14 protein-coding genes and 1 tRNA gene are annotated in these 15214 nt (G+C 57.0%); 9 read left to right on the forward strand and 6 right to left on the reverse strand.

Annotated elements, in window-relative coordinates:
* Positions 1-60: 60 nt before the first annotated feature.
* Positions 61-822: a hypothetical protein gene (locus M3668_RS05640; RefSeq protein WP_251379842.1), complete on the reverse strand. Its 762-nt coding sequence runs from the start codon at positions 820-822 to the stop codon at positions 61-63.
* 178 nt (positions 823-1000) lie between these two features.
* Between M3668_RS05640 and M3668_RS05645 the strand changes: the two genes are divergently transcribed.
* From M3668_RS05645 to M3668_RS05660, 4 genes are all read left to right on the forward strand, one after another.
* A tRNA-Lys gene (locus M3668_RS05645) sits at positions 1001-1073 on the forward strand.
* Between the two features lie 101 nt (positions 1074-1174).
* A complete protein-coding gene (locus M3668_RS05650) occupies positions 1175-3988 on the forward strand; it encodes a bifunctional acetate--CoA ligase family protein/GNAT family N-acetyltransferase (RefSeq protein WP_251379843.1) in 2814 nt (937 codons plus the stop codon).
* A 68-nt stretch (positions 3989-4056) separates the two neighbouring features.
* The gene (locus M3668_RS05655; protein WP_251379846.1) at positions 4057-4647 is read left to right on the forward strand and encodes a DUF5998 family protein; all 591 of its coding nucleotides are present in this window, start codon (positions 4057-4059) and stop codon (positions 4645-4647) included.
* A gap of 5 nt (positions 4648-4652) precedes the next feature.
* Positions 4653-5876, forward strand: a complete 1224-nt coding sequence (locus M3668_RS05660; RefSeq protein ID WP_251379847.1) for an alkaline phosphatase family protein — start codon at positions 4653-4655, stop codon at positions 5874-5876.
* A gap of 98 nt (positions 5877-5974) precedes the next feature.
* Here the strand turns inward: M3668_RS05660 and M3668_RS05665 are convergent, their stop codons facing one another.
* Entirely contained in the window at positions 5975-6985 is a 1011-nt protein-coding gene (locus M3668_RS05665) for a hypothetical protein (RefSeq protein ID WP_251379848.1), read from the reverse strand.
* Between the two features lie 145 nt (positions 6986-7130).
* Positions 7131-8486, reverse strand: a complete 1356-nt coding sequence (sepH, locus tag M3668_RS05670) for a septation protein SepH (RefSeq protein ID WP_251379849.1) — start codon at positions 8484-8486, stop codon at positions 7131-7133.
* 415 nt (positions 8487-8901) lie between these two features.
* Here sepH and M3668_RS05675 point away from each other — a divergent pair, with 415 nt between their 5' ends.
* Entirely contained in the window at positions 8902-9201 is a 300-nt protein-coding gene (locus M3668_RS05675; protein WP_251379850.1) for a DUF4193 domain-containing protein, read from the forward strand.
* A gap of 76 nt (positions 9202-9277) precedes the next feature.
* Here M3668_RS05675 and M3668_RS05680 read toward each other — a convergent pair whose 3' ends face one another.
* Complete coding sequence (locus M3668_RS05680) at positions 9278-9748, reverse strand: DUF3093 domain-containing protein (RefSeq protein ID WP_251379851.1); 471 nt, start codon at positions 9746-9748, stop codon at positions 9278-9280.
* Between the two features lie 185 nt (positions 9749-9933).
* Here M3668_RS05680 and dut point away from each other — a divergent pair, with 185 nt between their 5' ends.
* The 3 genes from dut to M3668_RS05695 are packed head-to-tail and all read left to right on the forward strand — an operon-like array spanning position 9934 to position 11719.
* The gene (dut, locus tag M3668_RS05685) at positions 9934-10380 is read left to right on the forward strand and encodes a dUTP diphosphatase (RefSeq protein WP_425570020.1); all 447 of its coding nucleotides are present in this window, start codon (positions 9934-9936) and stop codon (positions 10378-10380) included.
* Between the two features lie 32 nt (positions 10381-10412).
* The gene (locus tag M3668_RS05690; protein WP_251379854.1) at positions 10413-11195 is read left to right on the forward strand and encodes a DUF3710 domain-containing protein; all 783 of its coding nucleotides are present in this window, start codon (positions 10413-10415) and stop codon (positions 11193-11195) included.
* Between the two features lie 5 nt (positions 11196-11200).
* Positions 11201-11719, forward strand: coding sequence for an asparaginase (locus M3668_RS05695; protein WP_251379855.1), 519 nt, complete (start codon positions 11201-11203; stop codon positions 11717-11719).
* A 6-nt stretch (positions 11720-11725) separates the two neighbouring features.
* On the opposite strand, the gene M3668_RS05700 is transcribed toward M3668_RS05695, so the two are convergent.
* On the reverse strand, positions 11726-12379 hold the full coding sequence (locus M3668_RS05700; protein WP_251379856.1) for a potassium channel family protein: 654 nt from the start codon (positions 12377-12379) through the stop codon (positions 11726-11728).
* Positions 12370-13062 carry a potassium channel family protein gene (locus M3668_RS05705; RefSeq protein WP_251379857.1) on the reverse strand — a complete coding sequence of 231 codons (693 nt, stop codon included), beginning with the start codon at positions 13060-13062 and terminating at the stop codon, positions 12370-12372. The genes M3668_RS05700 and M3668_RS05705 overlap by 10 nt, the downstream gene beginning before the upstream one ends.
* Positions 13063-13215: 153 nt before the next feature.
* Between M3668_RS05705 and M3668_RS05710 the strand changes: the two genes are divergently transcribed.
* Entirely contained in the window at positions 13216-15180 is a 1965-nt protein-coding gene (locus M3668_RS05710; protein ID WP_502948958.1) for an APC family permease, read from the forward strand.
* Positions 15181-15214: the final 34 nt, after the last annotated feature.

The raw sequence follows: 15214 nt of genomic DNA on the forward strand, positions 1-15214 counted from the left end.
CCTCATCAATCGGTTTCGAACATAGTTTCTAACCCATAATACCGTGAACAGCTAGATGACTTAAGCCTCTTGAAGGGCTGCCGGGGCAGGATGCCGCGGAGCCGGGTGCAAGAGACCGAAGATGCCGGTGAGGAAGAGCGCCGTCATGACCAGGGAAACAAGGGTGGAGGGTACTACCTCATAGTCACCGCCGGTTAGGGCAAAGGTGTCAGCGAGGCCCATACTCATGTGAAAGCCCCAGGCAAGCCAGGCTACTGTTAGTGAGAACCAGGTTCCCAGAGCTAACCAGCCAATGGCTCGGGTGCCGGTATAGCTGGCAACCTTGCACCACAGCAGATGAAGGGCACCAACACCCAACTGAATCAACAGAGCTATGGAGCCTGCAGTGATGACCAATTTGGGCGAGAACTCCTGGGCGAGCTTCATCTGATCGTAGATTTCCTGAAAGGTCAGGTGTGGAGCGGCTGCTAAGGGGTTCCAGTAGAAAAAATGCGCTGCCAGTAATCCCATGCCCAGTAACCAGATAAAACCAGTAAGCACCAGACCGCGCCAGCCTGGCGGGGGAGAACTGATGCGATTGGCTTTGACCTGTTCGATAGAGCGCGTTGGTTGCTTCAGCTCCGTGACGAAATAGAGAAACCCAGCGACAATGAAGAGCAAACCAAAGCCAGCGGAGGCCATCAGAGCAAGCTTTTGTTGGAGGCTGGACGCCGGTAGCAGCGGAGCGGCGATAAAGAACAGGAGGGCTATGGTGAGGCTGATAAAAGCGGTACGCCACGCTATGCGGTTGATGCTGGCTGGCAGCTCTGATTCCTTCATCATGGTCTTATGTTAGAGCCCGTGGCGGGCCTTTACTAGAGAGCAACTGAGCGGTCTTTGAAAAGGTTCTTGTGTAGGTGCTCACAAAAGTGGTTTTCAAGTTGCGGTGGGTCAAATCGGTGCGTATAGTATTTATTCGTTGCCAGGGAGCGAAAGCTTGCCGGTGATGATAAATAAATAAGCGCCTCTAGCTCAATTGGCAGAGCAATTGACTCTTAATCAATGGGTTCTCGGTTCGAGTCCGAGGGGGCGCACATTTTCTTAAAAGACCTCCACCGCACGGTGGGGGTCTTTTGCTGTCTGCTGCGACTACTATTTAAGGCAACCGGCTCTATCATCAGCCCAGGAGGCACCCGTGACTGAAACCAACGATGTTTTCACCCCAGCAGACCCCACCAGCCCCACTACAGCTGAGCTTCCTTTCATCTACCCGGCACATTGGGAAGCGGACGTCGTGCTCCGCGACGGCGCGACAGCTCATCTGCGTCCTGTGGTCCCCACCGACCGGGCAGCCCTTGAAAAGATGTACGCGGGCCAGTCAGAACGCACCATTTACCTGCGTTTCTTTGCCCACAAGCCCACCCTCAGCGACAAAGAACTCACCCGTTTCACCACCGTGGATCACAAGGACCGAGTTGCGTTTGTCATCATGCTAGACGGCGAAATGATCGGTATCGGCCGCTACGACCGTGCCGCCGACCCCACAGAAGCTGAAGTCGCCTTCATGATTTCAGACGCCCACCAGGGCCGCGGAATCGGCTCCATTCTGCTAGAACACCTCGCCGCTGCCGCTAACGAAAAAGGAATCGAGCGGTTCAGCGCCGAAGTGCTCCCGCAAAACCGTAAAATGCTCAACGTCTTCACCGATGCAGGCTACGAGCTAGCCCGCGAATTTGATGATGGCCTGGTTGCCGTGCACTTCAACATTGACCCCACTGATCGCTCCCGCGGTGTGATGGAGGCTCGTGAGCACCGCGCCGAGGCAAAATCAATTGCCGAACTACTGGCCCCCGAAGTGATTGTGGTGATGGGTACGGCGGATGCCTGGGAAAACAACGGCCATAAGGTTATTCGTACCATTCGTGAAGGAGGCTTCACCGGCAAACTTTACGGCTACAACAGCGCCGGGACAGCTGCCGGGGAAACCCCAGTCGTTACTGACCTCACCCAGATTGAAGAACGCATTGACCTAGCAATCATTGCCGTGCCCATTACTGAGGTTGCTGCAGCTGTTGAGTCCGCAGGTCAGGCGGGAGCCCGCGGCGTCCTGATTTACACCACCGGTTTTGCCGATGACGGCGCTCGCGGGCGTGCCCGCCAGAAAGCCCTGGTCAAAACTGCCCGTAGTTTTGGTATGAGGGTCATTGGCCCGGCGTCCTTCGGCGTGCTCAACAATGACCCTGCTGTGAAACTGGATGCCACCATCAGCACCTACGACCCGGCCCCGGGCGCGCTGGGCCTTTTTAGCCAATCCTCAGCCATTGGCGCTATGTTCTCTAACTCTGCTGTACGCCGCAATATCGGGGTTTCCTCCCTGATTTCAACGGGTAACCGGGCAGATGTCTCGGGCAACGACATCATGCAGTACTGGGAAGATGACAGCGCCACCAAGGTCTGCGCCCTCTATCTTGAATCTATTGGCAACCCCCGTAAGTTCAGCCGCATCGCCCGCCGGCTTTCGCGCGTCAAACCCGTGCTGGTGGCAAAGAACGCGGTGACCGGGCAGCAGCTACCTCCGGGGCACTCAGGGCGAACCTCCATCGCCCCCACGCAGGCCATCGACGCTATGTTCCGTCAAGCAGGTGTGATTAGCGCCGAAACCTTCGACCAGATCCTCGATATCGCCCAGATTCTGGTCTCCCAACCCCTCCCTGCCGGCCGCCGCGTGGCACTGCTCTCCAACGCATCTGCCCTGGGGCAGATCATTGCGGACAAGGCTGCGGAACTAGGCATCGATGTCCGCATCAACGAGTCCATGCTGCGCCTGACCGATGAGGGGCTAGATGGTCTTGAAGTGCTAGAAGAGGTTGCCACTGGAGCCTTAGAAGCATCAGATATTGATGCGGTCGTAGGAGTCTTCCTCACCGGTGAATCCATCGACCCCCGTAACGTTGCCCGGGTGCTCCTACGCGCCTCAGCAGCAACGGGTAAACCGGCAATTGCCAGTTTCCCGGGCACGGTGACCTTTGAACAGTCGCTACGCGGCATCTGGCAGGATGAAACCGCCAACTACCCAGCACCGGGTCAGACCGAAAGCCAGGGAGCCGAACCCACCGGTGAAGAAGCCACCCGTCTCATGCAAACACTGGGTTTGCCCTGCTACGAGTCACCCGGTGCCTCCATCAAATCCTTGGCCGCAGTCATGGACTACGTAGAGTGGCGGGCTAAAGAAACTGGTGTAGCTGCCCAACCTGAAGGCGTGAGCCCCAAAGCTGCACTCGCCGAAATTACTGCCCATATGGGGGACGTTACCGGCGAGAATCTGATTGAACTCGATGCAGAATCAACCCAGGCAATTTTGGGCCACTACGGCATTGACCTGCTCCCCGAGTACGGTTTCTCCACCCCAGAACAAGCACACCGTGCCGTGCAAGAAATTGGTGGCTACCCGGTCGTCCTCAAAACCACCGACCCCTTCCTGCGACACCGCATTGACCTGGGCGGGGTACGTCTGGGCATCGAAAGCGACGCGGAACTGGAGCGTGAAATCGTTCAGATGCACCGTGCTCTTGAACCCTACGGAACCTTCGATTTGAGCGTTCAAGAGCAGGTGCAAGCGGGGCAGACCGCCGTACTCACTGCCATAGAAGACCCCCTGATGGGGCCGGTTGTATCCTTCGGTATGGCTGGGGACGCCACCAGCCTGCTCGATGACTGGGCCCACCGTGTCCCGCCGCTTACCGAACGTGATGTCTACAAGATGGTGCGCTCACCCAAGGCAGCAGCAAAATTGCTGGGTGAAGCGGACCTACCGGCGGTCCGTATTGACCTGCTCGAAGACCTCTGCGCCCGGGTAGCCCTGCTCAAAGACAACCACCCCGAAATTGCCTACCTGGAGCTCAACCCCATCCTGGTATCTCAGGAAACCATGACCGTGGTAGGTGCCCGGCTCAAACTGGGCAACCCCCAGCAGCGTACCGATTCCGCCCGCAGAACTATGAGCAGTTAGCCCCAAGAACCTACCTGCCTCTAAAATGTAAGGGAGCAAGAGACAACCCACTACCTTCAGGAGTAGACGTGAGTGTAGATACCAGCCCGCGCCAGCGCATGATTGCCGATATCCAGAACGCAAGCTTCTACCCGGAGCTGGTGCTCGATACGATCGATGAGGCGCTGGCGGGTCTTGAACCTACCACTCACATGGTGCAGGTAGAAACTCACTTTGACCAGAACGAGGTTCACCGGCACATCACCGCCCTGGTCCTGGCCGGCGAATTTCTACTGGTGGCGCATTTGGATGACCAAAACTTAGATGAACAGGGGCAGCAGGTGGTCGCCCACGTGTCGACTGAGACCCTGCACGTCTCAAAAATCTCAACCTTCACGGTTAGCTACGCTTACCCCCAGCCGCAGAGCTACACTCCTGGTGCCCCCGTCAGTGAGGTTTCCATGCTGCTCTGCTGGACCGGCTCCCAGCGTCTTGACCTGCAACCGGCTGAGTGCCCTGACCCGTCCTGCGATGCTGACCACGGGATGACCGGCTTGGCACCGCGAGAGGACATCCTGGTGCGAATTAGCGCGGGGGCCGATGGCGCCCAGCAAACCCAGCAGGCCCGCACCTTTGCCCGAGCTTTGCGAGCTGTCCACCTTCAGGCAGGCAGCAGGTAGCAGATATGAAAGATTTTTGTGGAAACGAACTCCCGGTAGCCCCGCCCTACGGCGCCAACACGGTAGCCGACCTCTTTGAGTCGGCCGGCACGCTCACAGCCCAGGGGAGTCTGACCCCTGAACCCCACCCTATCTACGGATCTGGGCGGCATGACCTGCTGGGGATAGCGGGGCGAATCGAAAAAGCCGGCGGCAAGCCCCATACTTACCGCAGTGTCTGCGTGGTCATGGTGGACGGGATGGGGGAGAGCCTGCTACGAACCTACGGCTCTTATGCGCCCTTCCTCAAAAATGCCACTAGCCTGGGGCCCTTGCACTCGGCGGTTCCCTCAACAACGGTCGCTTCTCTTACTAGCCTGGGCACGTCCTCACCTCCCGGCTATCACGCCATGGCTGGCTACGAACTTAAAAACCCGGAAACCGGGCAAGTGATGAACCAGCTATCAGGCTGGGATAAGACCGTGGACCCACACCTCTGGCAGCCTCACCCCACCGTCTTTGAACGTTACGAAAAACATCTGGACGTTGCCACTGTCTCGCTCAGCAAGTATGCAGGCACCGGCCTCAGCGAAGCCGGGCTACGCGGCGGGCGGTTCGTACATGCCCAGGGCTACGCCGCCCGGACCACCCTGGCCGCCAGCCTGCTCTCATCGCGTAAGCCGTCACTGGTCTACCTCTACTGGGGTGAACTAGATCAAGCCGGGCACAAGTACGGTGCGCACTCCCAGCAGTGGCTAGAGCAGCTAGAAGAACTAAACCTAGCGCTCAAGAATCTAGCTAAGCGGCTACCCCCGCACGTTCTGCTTCTGGTCACAGCCGACCACGGCATGGTCGATGTTGAGCCGACTAACCGTTACGACTACTCCCAGGATCCTGCGCTATTAGAAAATATTGAGCTTACCGCTGGTGAACCCCGCATGGTGCAACTGCACCTCAAAGACACCAGCGCCGCCGCTAAAGAGGCAACCATGCAGCGCTGGGCGGACGCCTGGGGCGAGCAAGCCTGGATTATCGACACCGAAGAAGCCTTTAACGGCGGGTACTTTGGTGCTCACATCACCGAAACAGCCCGCGCTCGCATCGGTGAAGTGCTGGTCGCTGCTCGTGAACCGGTGGCTCTCTATGACATGCGCCATTACAAACCCCACGCCCTGAACATGGTAGGTCAGCATGGATCACTCACAGCAGAGGAAACTCAAGTTCCCCTGCTGATGTTGCCCACTAGCTAGAGCTGGGGCACTCTATCGACCCAAGCAAACTGCCCGGGGTCCAACAGTTATTCGTTGGGCCCCGGGCAGTTAGAATATCTGGTCCTTTGCAACCGCTTCTAGGGCGTTGGCGTGACCTGTGACTGAACCGGCGCTTCACTGGTAGGTGCTGCGGTGGCCGCTGGAGGAGCAACCTCTGGAGGAGCAACCTCTGGAGGAGCAACCTCTGGAGCACTCGTTTCAATCGGAGGTGTTGGCGCGAGAGACACGGTGGGCTCAACAGGGGCAGGAGGTTCTGTTGGTTCCGGTGAGGGCGTTTCCACCGCGGTTTCTGTGGGCTCCGGTGATGCGGTGGCTTCCTCTGACGGTGTTGGATCTTCAGAGGGTATTTCTTCAACAATAGTCTCAGCGGTGGGCGCAGGTGGTGCCTCAACCGGTGCATAAGAAATGGTTCCGGGTGCCACCGGGAGCTCTACAGCTGCTTCTTGCTCAGTCACGGTGGGAGCCTCGGTATTGAAGCTCGGCGCCGGAGCGGAGGGGCGTTCTGACTCAATGTCAGCGCTGGTCACGGTGGTCGGAGCTGACGGAGAGCTGGGGGGTCCCAGCTCATCAGCTGCGCTATTCATCTCCGGCAGGAAGAGCAGCGCCGCTGCAGCAATTGCTCCCGCCACAAGCGTTGCTGAACCAAAAAAAACTGCTTTAGAGCTGTTCTTTGCCCGAACAGGTTCGGAATAGGCAGATTCCATAGCAAGAGCTGGCACTAAACGATCACGCTCGGCCGCTTCACGCACCGCGGCGGCTGCCGCGGCAGCACGGAGCTGAGCGGCACGCTCACCTTCAGCTTCTTTAGCGGCCAACGCTGCAGCCCTAGCCTCAGCTCGGTCAGCGCGACGCTCTTCGCGGGTCGGCTTTTCAACGATCTCAGCATGGCGCATCAAACCGGACGTAAGAGATTCATCCTCAGCGTCCACAACGGTTTGCTGTGAGCCGCTATCGGAGGTTACGTACTCATACCCCTGTGCGAGAGGTAGGGGCTGAGTAATGGAGTCGGCTTTATCGGTAGCATCGGAGGTACGCGGCGCGGGACTAACCTCACCTGAGGAGTCTTGAGAATTAGAACGAGACGTCAATGTTTCCTCTGTAGTGTTTCTGCACCCCTGCTTCCCTATCAGCAGGGGCGTGCGAGCAAATGATGTGACTATCATCTTAGCGGGCTTTAAGGCTTCTAAGGTGTTTGTGTTTCCTAGCTCTCACCTGTATTTTCTATGAGGCTGATTAGCGCCTCTGATTGCCAAAAATGATGTCATCCCAGCTGGGTACGGAGGTGCGCTTACCTCTCGAGGCGGGCTTAGGCTGGGTAGGCTCCGTTTCAACAGGCTCCTGAGGTGCAGTCTCTTCCTCGCCCTGCCCACCGTGTGAGTCGTCCTGGGCATCGGTGCCTTCGGTCTCAGACGGCTCTATAGCATCCAGCTGGTCTGCTGTAGCACCGGAGTCAGACGCGGTTTCGCCGGCAACTCCTTCATCGATGCCCTTGGTTACAGCGGCTTCGTGAATCTCGGCTACGCCCTCCTTCATCTCGGCGCCCTGGCGCTCAGTTGCTTCAGACTCGGCAACCGGTGCGGTCTCCTGGGAATCCTGGGAAGGTGCTTCAGCCTCACTGTTGGATACCGGCTGTTCAGAGATTGAGTTATCTGGCTGCTCAGCGGCTGAAGAATCATCAACCTCACCCCTTACAGTGGGCACCTCAGCGTGAGCTTCCTCAAGGGGGCGGGAGGTACGGCGGGCACGCTCCAAAAGATCAGCCAGTTTACGCTCACTTGCAGGGTCAAAAGATCGAGCGCCTCGGCGGGCCGTCAACTCGTCCAGTAACGCATTTTGCTCACGGTTTTCTGGTACGCGCACAGCGGTCAAACGGGGCGATGACGCTGGCTCGGGGGTGGGCGCAGTTTCGGTCTCTGCTGCTTTCGGCTCAGCTTCGGGGCTGTGTGAGGTTCCGTTCGTTCCCAGGCCGGGGATGGGCCCACCGGTGGTGTGCTCCCGGCCCATGAGCAAATAGGCAGCTTCATTGGAAGCGTACAAGCTCTGATTAGCGGGGTTGAAGGTCCAGCGGGCGGGAAAATGTACACCGCGGGGCAGTTCATCTTGCACATCGGCCGGGAGCTCTACATCAAGGGCAAGAGTCCACTGACCTGACTCCTGCTGCCAGGTAGACCAATCCAGCGGGGCATCACCGAAGGAATAGTGCTGTGAGATGGCCTCATAATGCTGATCTAGGCTGCGTGCAGGGCCTTCGCCACCGGGAGTGGGCGAAATGAGCACGGAGCGGGCAGTACGAATAATGTTGGCGCGCTCAGCGACAATGGGCCATTCGTAGCGGCGTACGCGCTCGGCTTCCCAGCCAGATTCAGCGGCGATTTCTTCAACCGTTGCACCCTGTCGAAATCTGGCCTGAATATCTCGAGGCCCGAAACTTCCGCGACCGCCGGGGCGTGCAGGTGAGATACGGCGAGCCTTAGCAATGCTTTGGCGAAGATTCTGATCTATGGGTAGCAGGTAGGAAGAACCGTTATCGTCGTTGAGGACTAGGTTCTCGCCATCGTCGTGAATCCCAACTAGTTGAAGTTCGAGCACAGGTTTCTCCTCGGCATAGGGGGTACGCGGTCATTAGAATCACGCACACTCTTCAATCTTTACAGTTACTTGAAAGATTACAGGGTTGAGTCAGGGCAGCGTTTACTTCACCAGCAAACCGGAAGGTATCTTTAGAAAAAACCCTAAAAACCAGCACTTTATATATCAACTTATAGATTAGGTTTAGCTTATCAAAGGGGTGGGGTACGCACTCTCGTGGAGGCACCTTTCGCTGTGAGTAATAAATGATTAGTTTGTATTTGCTTAAAGCTCCTTAATGGTGAACAATTCTACGCGTTACCCCGTATAACTCAGGAGCAGCCGACTAATACTCTGGTTGCACTACCTGTAAGGGGTGCACCACCTACTGTGAAGAGATTGACTGTCTCGCCTCGCACTACACACGGAGAAAACCATGGCAACCGATTACGATGCACCCCGCAAGCAGGACGAAGAAAGCAAGGACCAGTCCTTTGAGGAGCTCAATTCACGACGCTCCGAGATGCAGTCCGGTGCGGTAGATGAGGACGAGAACGCAGCCGCCGAAAGTTTTGAGCTGCCCGGCGCAGATCTTTCTAACGAGGAGCTCAATGTAGTTGTGCTCCCCGCCCAGGATGACGAATTCACCTGTGCCTCCTGCTTCCTAGTCCGTCACCGCTCACAGATCGCCTATGAAGATGGCGATTTGAAGTACTGCATTGAGTGCGAAGGCTAAATCAGCTTCAAGCGATCGATCTATAAAAATGCCCACCGGCTCTAAACCGGTGGGCATTTCCTATGGGGAAATCAGCTTATTCTTCTTCTTCGGGTAGCCCGTCGTTGAGAATCTCAGCAATTCGTTCAGGGTTGCGGGAGGACGCTACCCAGTAGGGGGTGGGGTCGGCCGGGTCTGTAATATCGATGCGAACAACTGATGAAATCCAGCCGCGGAAGCACATGAAAGCCCTACCGTCGAGTGCCGGACCGGTGGCTAGGCGGGAATCCTCACCACGAAAAGCGTATGCTCGGCCAACATGCTCGCGTTCAATTTGTGCCCTTCCAACGCGCAGGACGCTAGGGGTAACCTCAATAACCGGTGAGGTTGCGAAGAGGGTCCAGCCCACCAAGGCAAACATGACGATTCCGGCGATGATACCGGCGTAGATGTTGATGGGTGCCCCGACCAAGAAGGAGGCTAGGCCTACGCCCACACAGGCAATCCACATGCCGATGCCGGGCGCCAGTCTTTCTCGGTAAAGAACTGCGTTGGGGTTTTCTGTCATGGGTCACGCTTCCGTTATGAGGTCTTTGTAGAGTTTTCTTCTCCAGGGTGCGCTTACCAGTGTACGAGATGTACCTGGGTGACTTCAGCTCTGCCTCTGTAATCCTGGAGAGAACTCGCGAAAAGGGGTAAAAACTCCCAGGCCGTTCACATCCCTCGATGGGGCGAAACAGGTACAGTAATGGGGTGGATAAACAGATTGATGTTCAGATTAAAATACTTGACCCTCAGCTACCTGTGCCTGCTTATGCTAAAGAAGGGGACGCCGGTGCTGACCTACGGGCGCGTATTCCGGTGACATTGGCTCCGGGGGAACGTGCTCTTGTACCTACCGGGGTTGCCCTTGCGCTTCCAGAGGGCTTTGTTGGTTTAGTGCACCCCAGATCTGGTCTTGCCGCTAAGCACGGTATCACCATCGTCAATGCTCCGGGCACAGTTGATGCGGGCTATCGCGGTGAACTAATGGTCTGCCTGCTTAATACAGATGCTCAAGAAACCTTTGAGGTAGAGCGCGGGGATCGCATTGCCCAATTAGTGATTCAGCGGTTTGAAACTGCTCGTTTTGAGGTAGTTGATGAATTGCCTGCCTCTACACGAGGTACCAGTGGTTTTGGGTCCTCAGGCGTACAGTAGACCCTAGAGGTCTGCTAAAGAAAGGCATATATATGTTTGGAATGGGCAAGAAGAAGAAAGCTGAGCAGAGCGCAGCTGAACTGGCACTAGAGGAGACAAAGGCTCCTTCGCCTGACGCTGAAAGCACCCCCACAGCCGAAAAAAACATCGTTGACGAGCATCCGGCTTTTGACCGCAGTAACGGGCCCTGGGATTCATCGGAGAAAAAAGCCAGTGATGATTCGTACATCGATCTGGGTGGACTACTCATTAAAAGCCACCCCGGTCTGAATCTGCGTCTTGAAGCAGATCAGAAGACCCAGCAGGTCATTGCCGTTACTCTCCAGCTCGGAAAGGGGCACCTGCAGGTGCAGGCTTTCGCCGCACCCAAGAGCGCCGGTATCTGGGACGATATCCGCCACGAGCTGTCTGAAAGTGTCCGCAACCAGGGCGGTCAGGTGGAGATTAACGATGGCCCTCTTGGGCGTCAGCTCATCTCTCGTGTACCTGCCCAAACCGCCGATGGTCGCAAGGGCTTTCGCATCGCCCGCTTTGTGGGTGTAGACGGGCCCCGTTGGTTTGTGCGCGGTGTGTTTTCCGGTGCAGCGGTCTTGCCCGGTGAATCGGCTGAGGCACTCGAAGAAGTCTTCCGTTCTATCATTGTTCATCGTGGCTCTGACCCTATGGCCCCCCGTGACCTTCTGCCGATGCGGGTGCCTCAGAGCATTCAGGACGCTGCAGAGGCCCAAAAAGCTGCTCAGCCTCAGCAGGGTGAAAAAACTCCGGCAGGTCTGGAAATACCCCGCAGAGGCCCCGAGATCACCGAGATCGGTTAAATATCATGCCTGAGACCCTTAACTCCCAGCTTCCGACGCGTCTTGAGACCTACCCGCAAAGGTTTCGAGCACGCGTGGCAGGTAAGGTGGAGCGCGTTCATATATCGCACCGCGAGGCTAACCCCCGGTTTGAAGTTATCCTGCTAGTGGAGCGATCAAAGCCTCTTCCACCTTCTAAAACGCACCCTCTCACCGGTATGCCTATGGCTGAGACGGGGGAGGACCTCGATGACACTGTAGACATCTGCGCTGAGGAAGAGAATACCGGGCGGACGTCGGCTGTAGAGACGGAAGCCGGGTTCGGCACCCGATTTAGTGTTATTAAGACTGCGCCAAGGGTGCTTTACCCTGACTTTTCCCCTCTGGCACCGGGCATGCGTGTGAGATTGATCTGGCTGGGGCAGCGGCAGGTGCCGGGGATTGTAGCCGGTGGTTATCTGAGGGTTTCGGGTATGCTCTCAACGCGCGATGAGCCGGTGATCTACAATCCTCGCTATGAGATTGTGCCCAGTCTTGAAGGCTAGAGCCCTCTAGCTAAAGAGGGCTCGCAAATCGTCTTCGCCCTTGGGGGTGGTGACAAAGAAGAGTTCGTCGCCGCCAGCAATGACATTGTCATTGCTGGGGGCTAGGGGAGAGCCATCGCGCACGATGGCGGTGAGGGCGGTGTCATAGGGCCACTGCACCTGACCAATGGTGTAACCGATGATGGGGTGCTCTGCCGGTACGGTGTATTCCACTAGGGTGGCGTTGCCAGAGCGTAGCGTCAGCAGACGAACCACATCACCCACCTCGACGGCCTCTTCAACCAGGGCCGTCATTAGACGGGGAGTAGAAACGGCAACATCGATGCCCCAGGACTCGTCAAAAAGCCACTCATTTTTTGGGTTATTCACGCGGGCCACCGTTCGTGGCACCCCGAACTCACTGCGGCAGAGCAGCGAAACCACGAGGTTAGTTTTATCGTCGCCTGAAGCCGCAACTACTACATCAGCGTTCTCTGGCTTAGCGTGGCGCAGAACTGACAGCTCACAGGCATCGCCAATCACCCATTGGGCGTTTTGAATCCCGCTGCGTGAAATCGCTTCAGGCTTGAGATCAATAATGGTGACATTGTGGTGGTGGGACAGCAGTTCTTTAGCGCTTGATGAGCCTACCGAACCGGCTCCGATAATAATTACTTCCATGAAAGATCACTTTCAGCGTCGCTGGCGGGGGGCTGGGACAGAATGCGGGCAATATCGTTGATGTCTTCAGTGCCCATCATGGCATGCACTGTATCGCCCTGCTGGTAGGAGGTATCGGGGCCGGGTAAGAGGCCCTCACCGAAGCGCGTGATGTATGCGATGCGCACACCGGCGAAGCGTTCAATATCGGTCAGTGCGTGGCCGGCCCAGGATTCGTGCAGGTTGAGTTCTCCCAGCAGAAGACGGCCGGATGCCTCTCTAAAGTCACCAGCCATGGCCTGCTCCGGTAGGAGGCGGCGTAGCACCTGGTCAGTAGACCAGCGCACCGCTGCCACGGTTGGAATGCCAAGACGCTGGTAAAACTCCGCGCGGTTAGGGTCATAAATTCGAGCCACCACGTTTTGTACTTTGAAAGTCTCGCGGGCGACTCGGGAAGCAATGATGTTGGAATTATCCCCTGAAGAGACAGCGGCAAAAGCGTAGGCCTTCTCAATGCCGGCACGTTTCAGGGTTTCGCGGTCAAACCCCACTCCGGTGACCTTCTGCCCGGCAAACTCTTTGCGCAGACGCCTGAAGGAGCGGTCATCCTGGTCGATGACTGCTACCGTGTGCCCGGCGTCCTCTAAGGTATGGGCAAGCATGACGCCGACCCTGCCGGCTCCCATAATGACGAAGTGGGGCACGTGCGCTCCTTAATCAATCGTGATGGTGACGTGTGGGCGCCAGGCCCGCTACCAGTCTACGCCTTCATCAGCTGAGGAGGACAAGCACAAAATGTGGTGTGTACGGCTGTTATTTACCGGGTGAGGCGACTACGGTTAGAGCCTGTGAAGACTATGAGAAGCAGGGCGTCAGTCCTGGTGCTGGGGGCACCTATTTCAAGCAGGCAGGCTAAGGCCGGAAACCTGCCTAAACGCCGCGCCTTCCCGCTCTTTGGAGCCGATGGCGTCTCTTCTGTAGCCTACGCACCTGATGAAATTATCCTCACCGTGCTCATCGCAGGTCAGATGGCACTTGCCTATTCCCCCTGGGTGGGGCTGGGTGTCGCAACCATTTTGATGCTGGTGATAGGAACCTACCGCTACAACATTCAGCGGGTAGGCGAAAAGGGCGATTTCGCCCTGGTGCAGAAGAATCTGGGCACCGGATTCGCTGTACTTCTAGGAGCAGCAATGATGGTGGACTTTGTACTCACCGTTGCTGTCTCGCTCTCTTCGGCAACCCAGTATCTTGAATCGCTTCTACCTGCGCTCTACTCGCATCAGCGCCTGGTGGCCTGCTCTCTGATTGCAGTGGTCACTCTGGTGTGTCTACGAGGCATTAATTTCATGTTTAGGGTAGCCCACTGGCCCACCTACATCTTTCTTCTTCTACTGGGTGGGACGCTTGTGATTGGGCTGGCTGCCGATATGGCAGGAACCCTGGGCACAGCGGTATCGGCGGACTACGAAATAGCGCAGTCCACCTCCCCAGAGGAACTGGCTACAGGGGTGGGGCTTCTGGTACTACTGCTGAGAGTTTTCGCCTCGGGGTCTGTTGCAATGACCGGTGTGAACACTATTAGCAATGCCACGCGTGCCTTTGCACGCCCGCGACCGCGCAATGCCGCTCTCACCCTCATGCTGATGGGGTCAGTAACCTCTTTGCTCCTGGTGGGGGTGCTCTACCTGACCTGGCGTACAGGCGCTATTTTTGTGCTTGATCCCGCCCAAACGCTACGGGTTGATGGGCAGAACGTTAGCTCTGACTTCCATCAAACTTCCTTGCTCCTGCAGATTTCAGATACCGTTTTCGCAGCTCATTGGGTTACCGTCCTCCTGGGGGTCTCAACCGTTGGTGTGCTGGTCGTGGCAGCCATGACCGCCTTTACAGGTTTCCCCATGCTGGCTACTGTGCTGGCGCACCGCCAGTATCTACCCGTTTACCTCTCAGCCCGTGACTCGACAGCGCTCTACGGCAATGGTGTCCTGGTGCTGGGGCTCAGCTCAATGGTACTGGTAGGCGTCGTGGGGCCAGATGTGCACACCCTGGTGCAGATGTACATTGTGGGTGCCTTCACCGCTATGCTGCTCACCCAAGTATCAGTACTCAAGAACAGTTGGCTGGCCCAGCGGATTACCCCCGATACCAAAAAACGCAGACTTATCTGGCGCGACCTTATCATCACATCCATTGGCGTGCTGGCATCGGGCACGGTTTTGATGGTCATTATCCTCACTAAATTCACTCACGGGGCATGGTTCTCCATGCTCCTCATTCTGTTCCTGCTAGGCCTCATGATGAAAATTAATAAGCACTACCAGCGCGTAGATCGCCAATTAGCCCTGCCGCAAACGGAGGCCGAGCTAGCTGAAGCTCGGGCTCTGCCCTCCCGCGTCCACGCCCTGATTTATGTTGAGCGGGTGCGTAAGCCAGTATTGCGGGCGGTCTCTTACGCACGCGCTACTCGGCCCTCATCCATCGAAGCGTTGGTGGTCAATATTGACGAAGAGCGCACGCGTCAGAATATCGATGCTTGGCAACAGCTGGGCCTGCCGCTGGACCTCACTGTGCTGGACGCGCCCTACCGCAACCCAGTGGACGCCGTCATGGACTATGTGCACCGCTCGCGCCAGAAATCACCGCGTGATGTTCTGGTGATTTACCTCCCCGAGTACGTCGTTTCACGATGGTGGGAGGGTATCTTTCACCGTCGCACCGTGCACCGTCTCAAAGCGCAGCTACGTCACGAGCCCGGAGTGGTGGTTGCCTCAGTGCCCTGGCAAATAGAAAAGGGATCACCGGCTACTTCTTCACAGTAAGCTAGAGAAGAAGAACCGACCGCCCCTCCATCAA

The organism is Rothia sp. P100 (assembly GCF_023712425.1).
GTDB lineage: Bacteria > Actinomycetota > Actinomycetes > Actinomycetales > Micrococcaceae > Rothia > Rothia endophytica.

Coding starts and splice junctions, on each gene's coding strand:
- M3668_RS05675 (WP_251379850.1), top strand. CDS start 8,902: ATGGCAACCGATTACGATGCACCCCGCAAGCAGGACGAAGAAAGCAAG.
- M3668_RS05695 (WP_251379855.1), top strand. CDS start 11,201: ATGCCTGAGACCCTTAACTCCCAGCTTCCGACGCGTCTTGAGACCTAC.
- M3668_RS05660 (WP_251379847.1), top strand. CDS start 4,653: ATGAAAGATTTTTGTGGAAACGAACTCCCGGTAGCCCCGCCCTACGGC.
- M3668_RS05690 (WP_251379854.1), top strand. CDS start 10,413: ATGTTTGGAATGGGCAAGAAGAAGAAAGCTGAGCAGAGCGCAGCTGAA.
- M3668_RS05680 (WP_251379851.1), bottom strand. CDS start 9,748: ATGACAGAAAACCCCAACGCAGTTCTTTACCGAGAAAGACTGGCGCCC.
- M3668_RS05640 (WP_251379842.1), bottom strand. CDS start 822: ATGATGAAGGAATCAGAGCTGCCAGCCAGCATCAACCGCATAGCGTGG.
- M3668_RS05710 (WP_502948958.1), top strand. CDS start 13,216: ATGAGAAGCAGGGCGTCAGTCCTGGTGCTGGGGGCACCTATTTCAAGC.
- M3668_RS05700 (WP_251379856.1), bottom strand. CDS start 12,379: ATGGAAGTAATTATTATCGGAGCCGGTTCGGTAGGCTCATCAAGCGCT.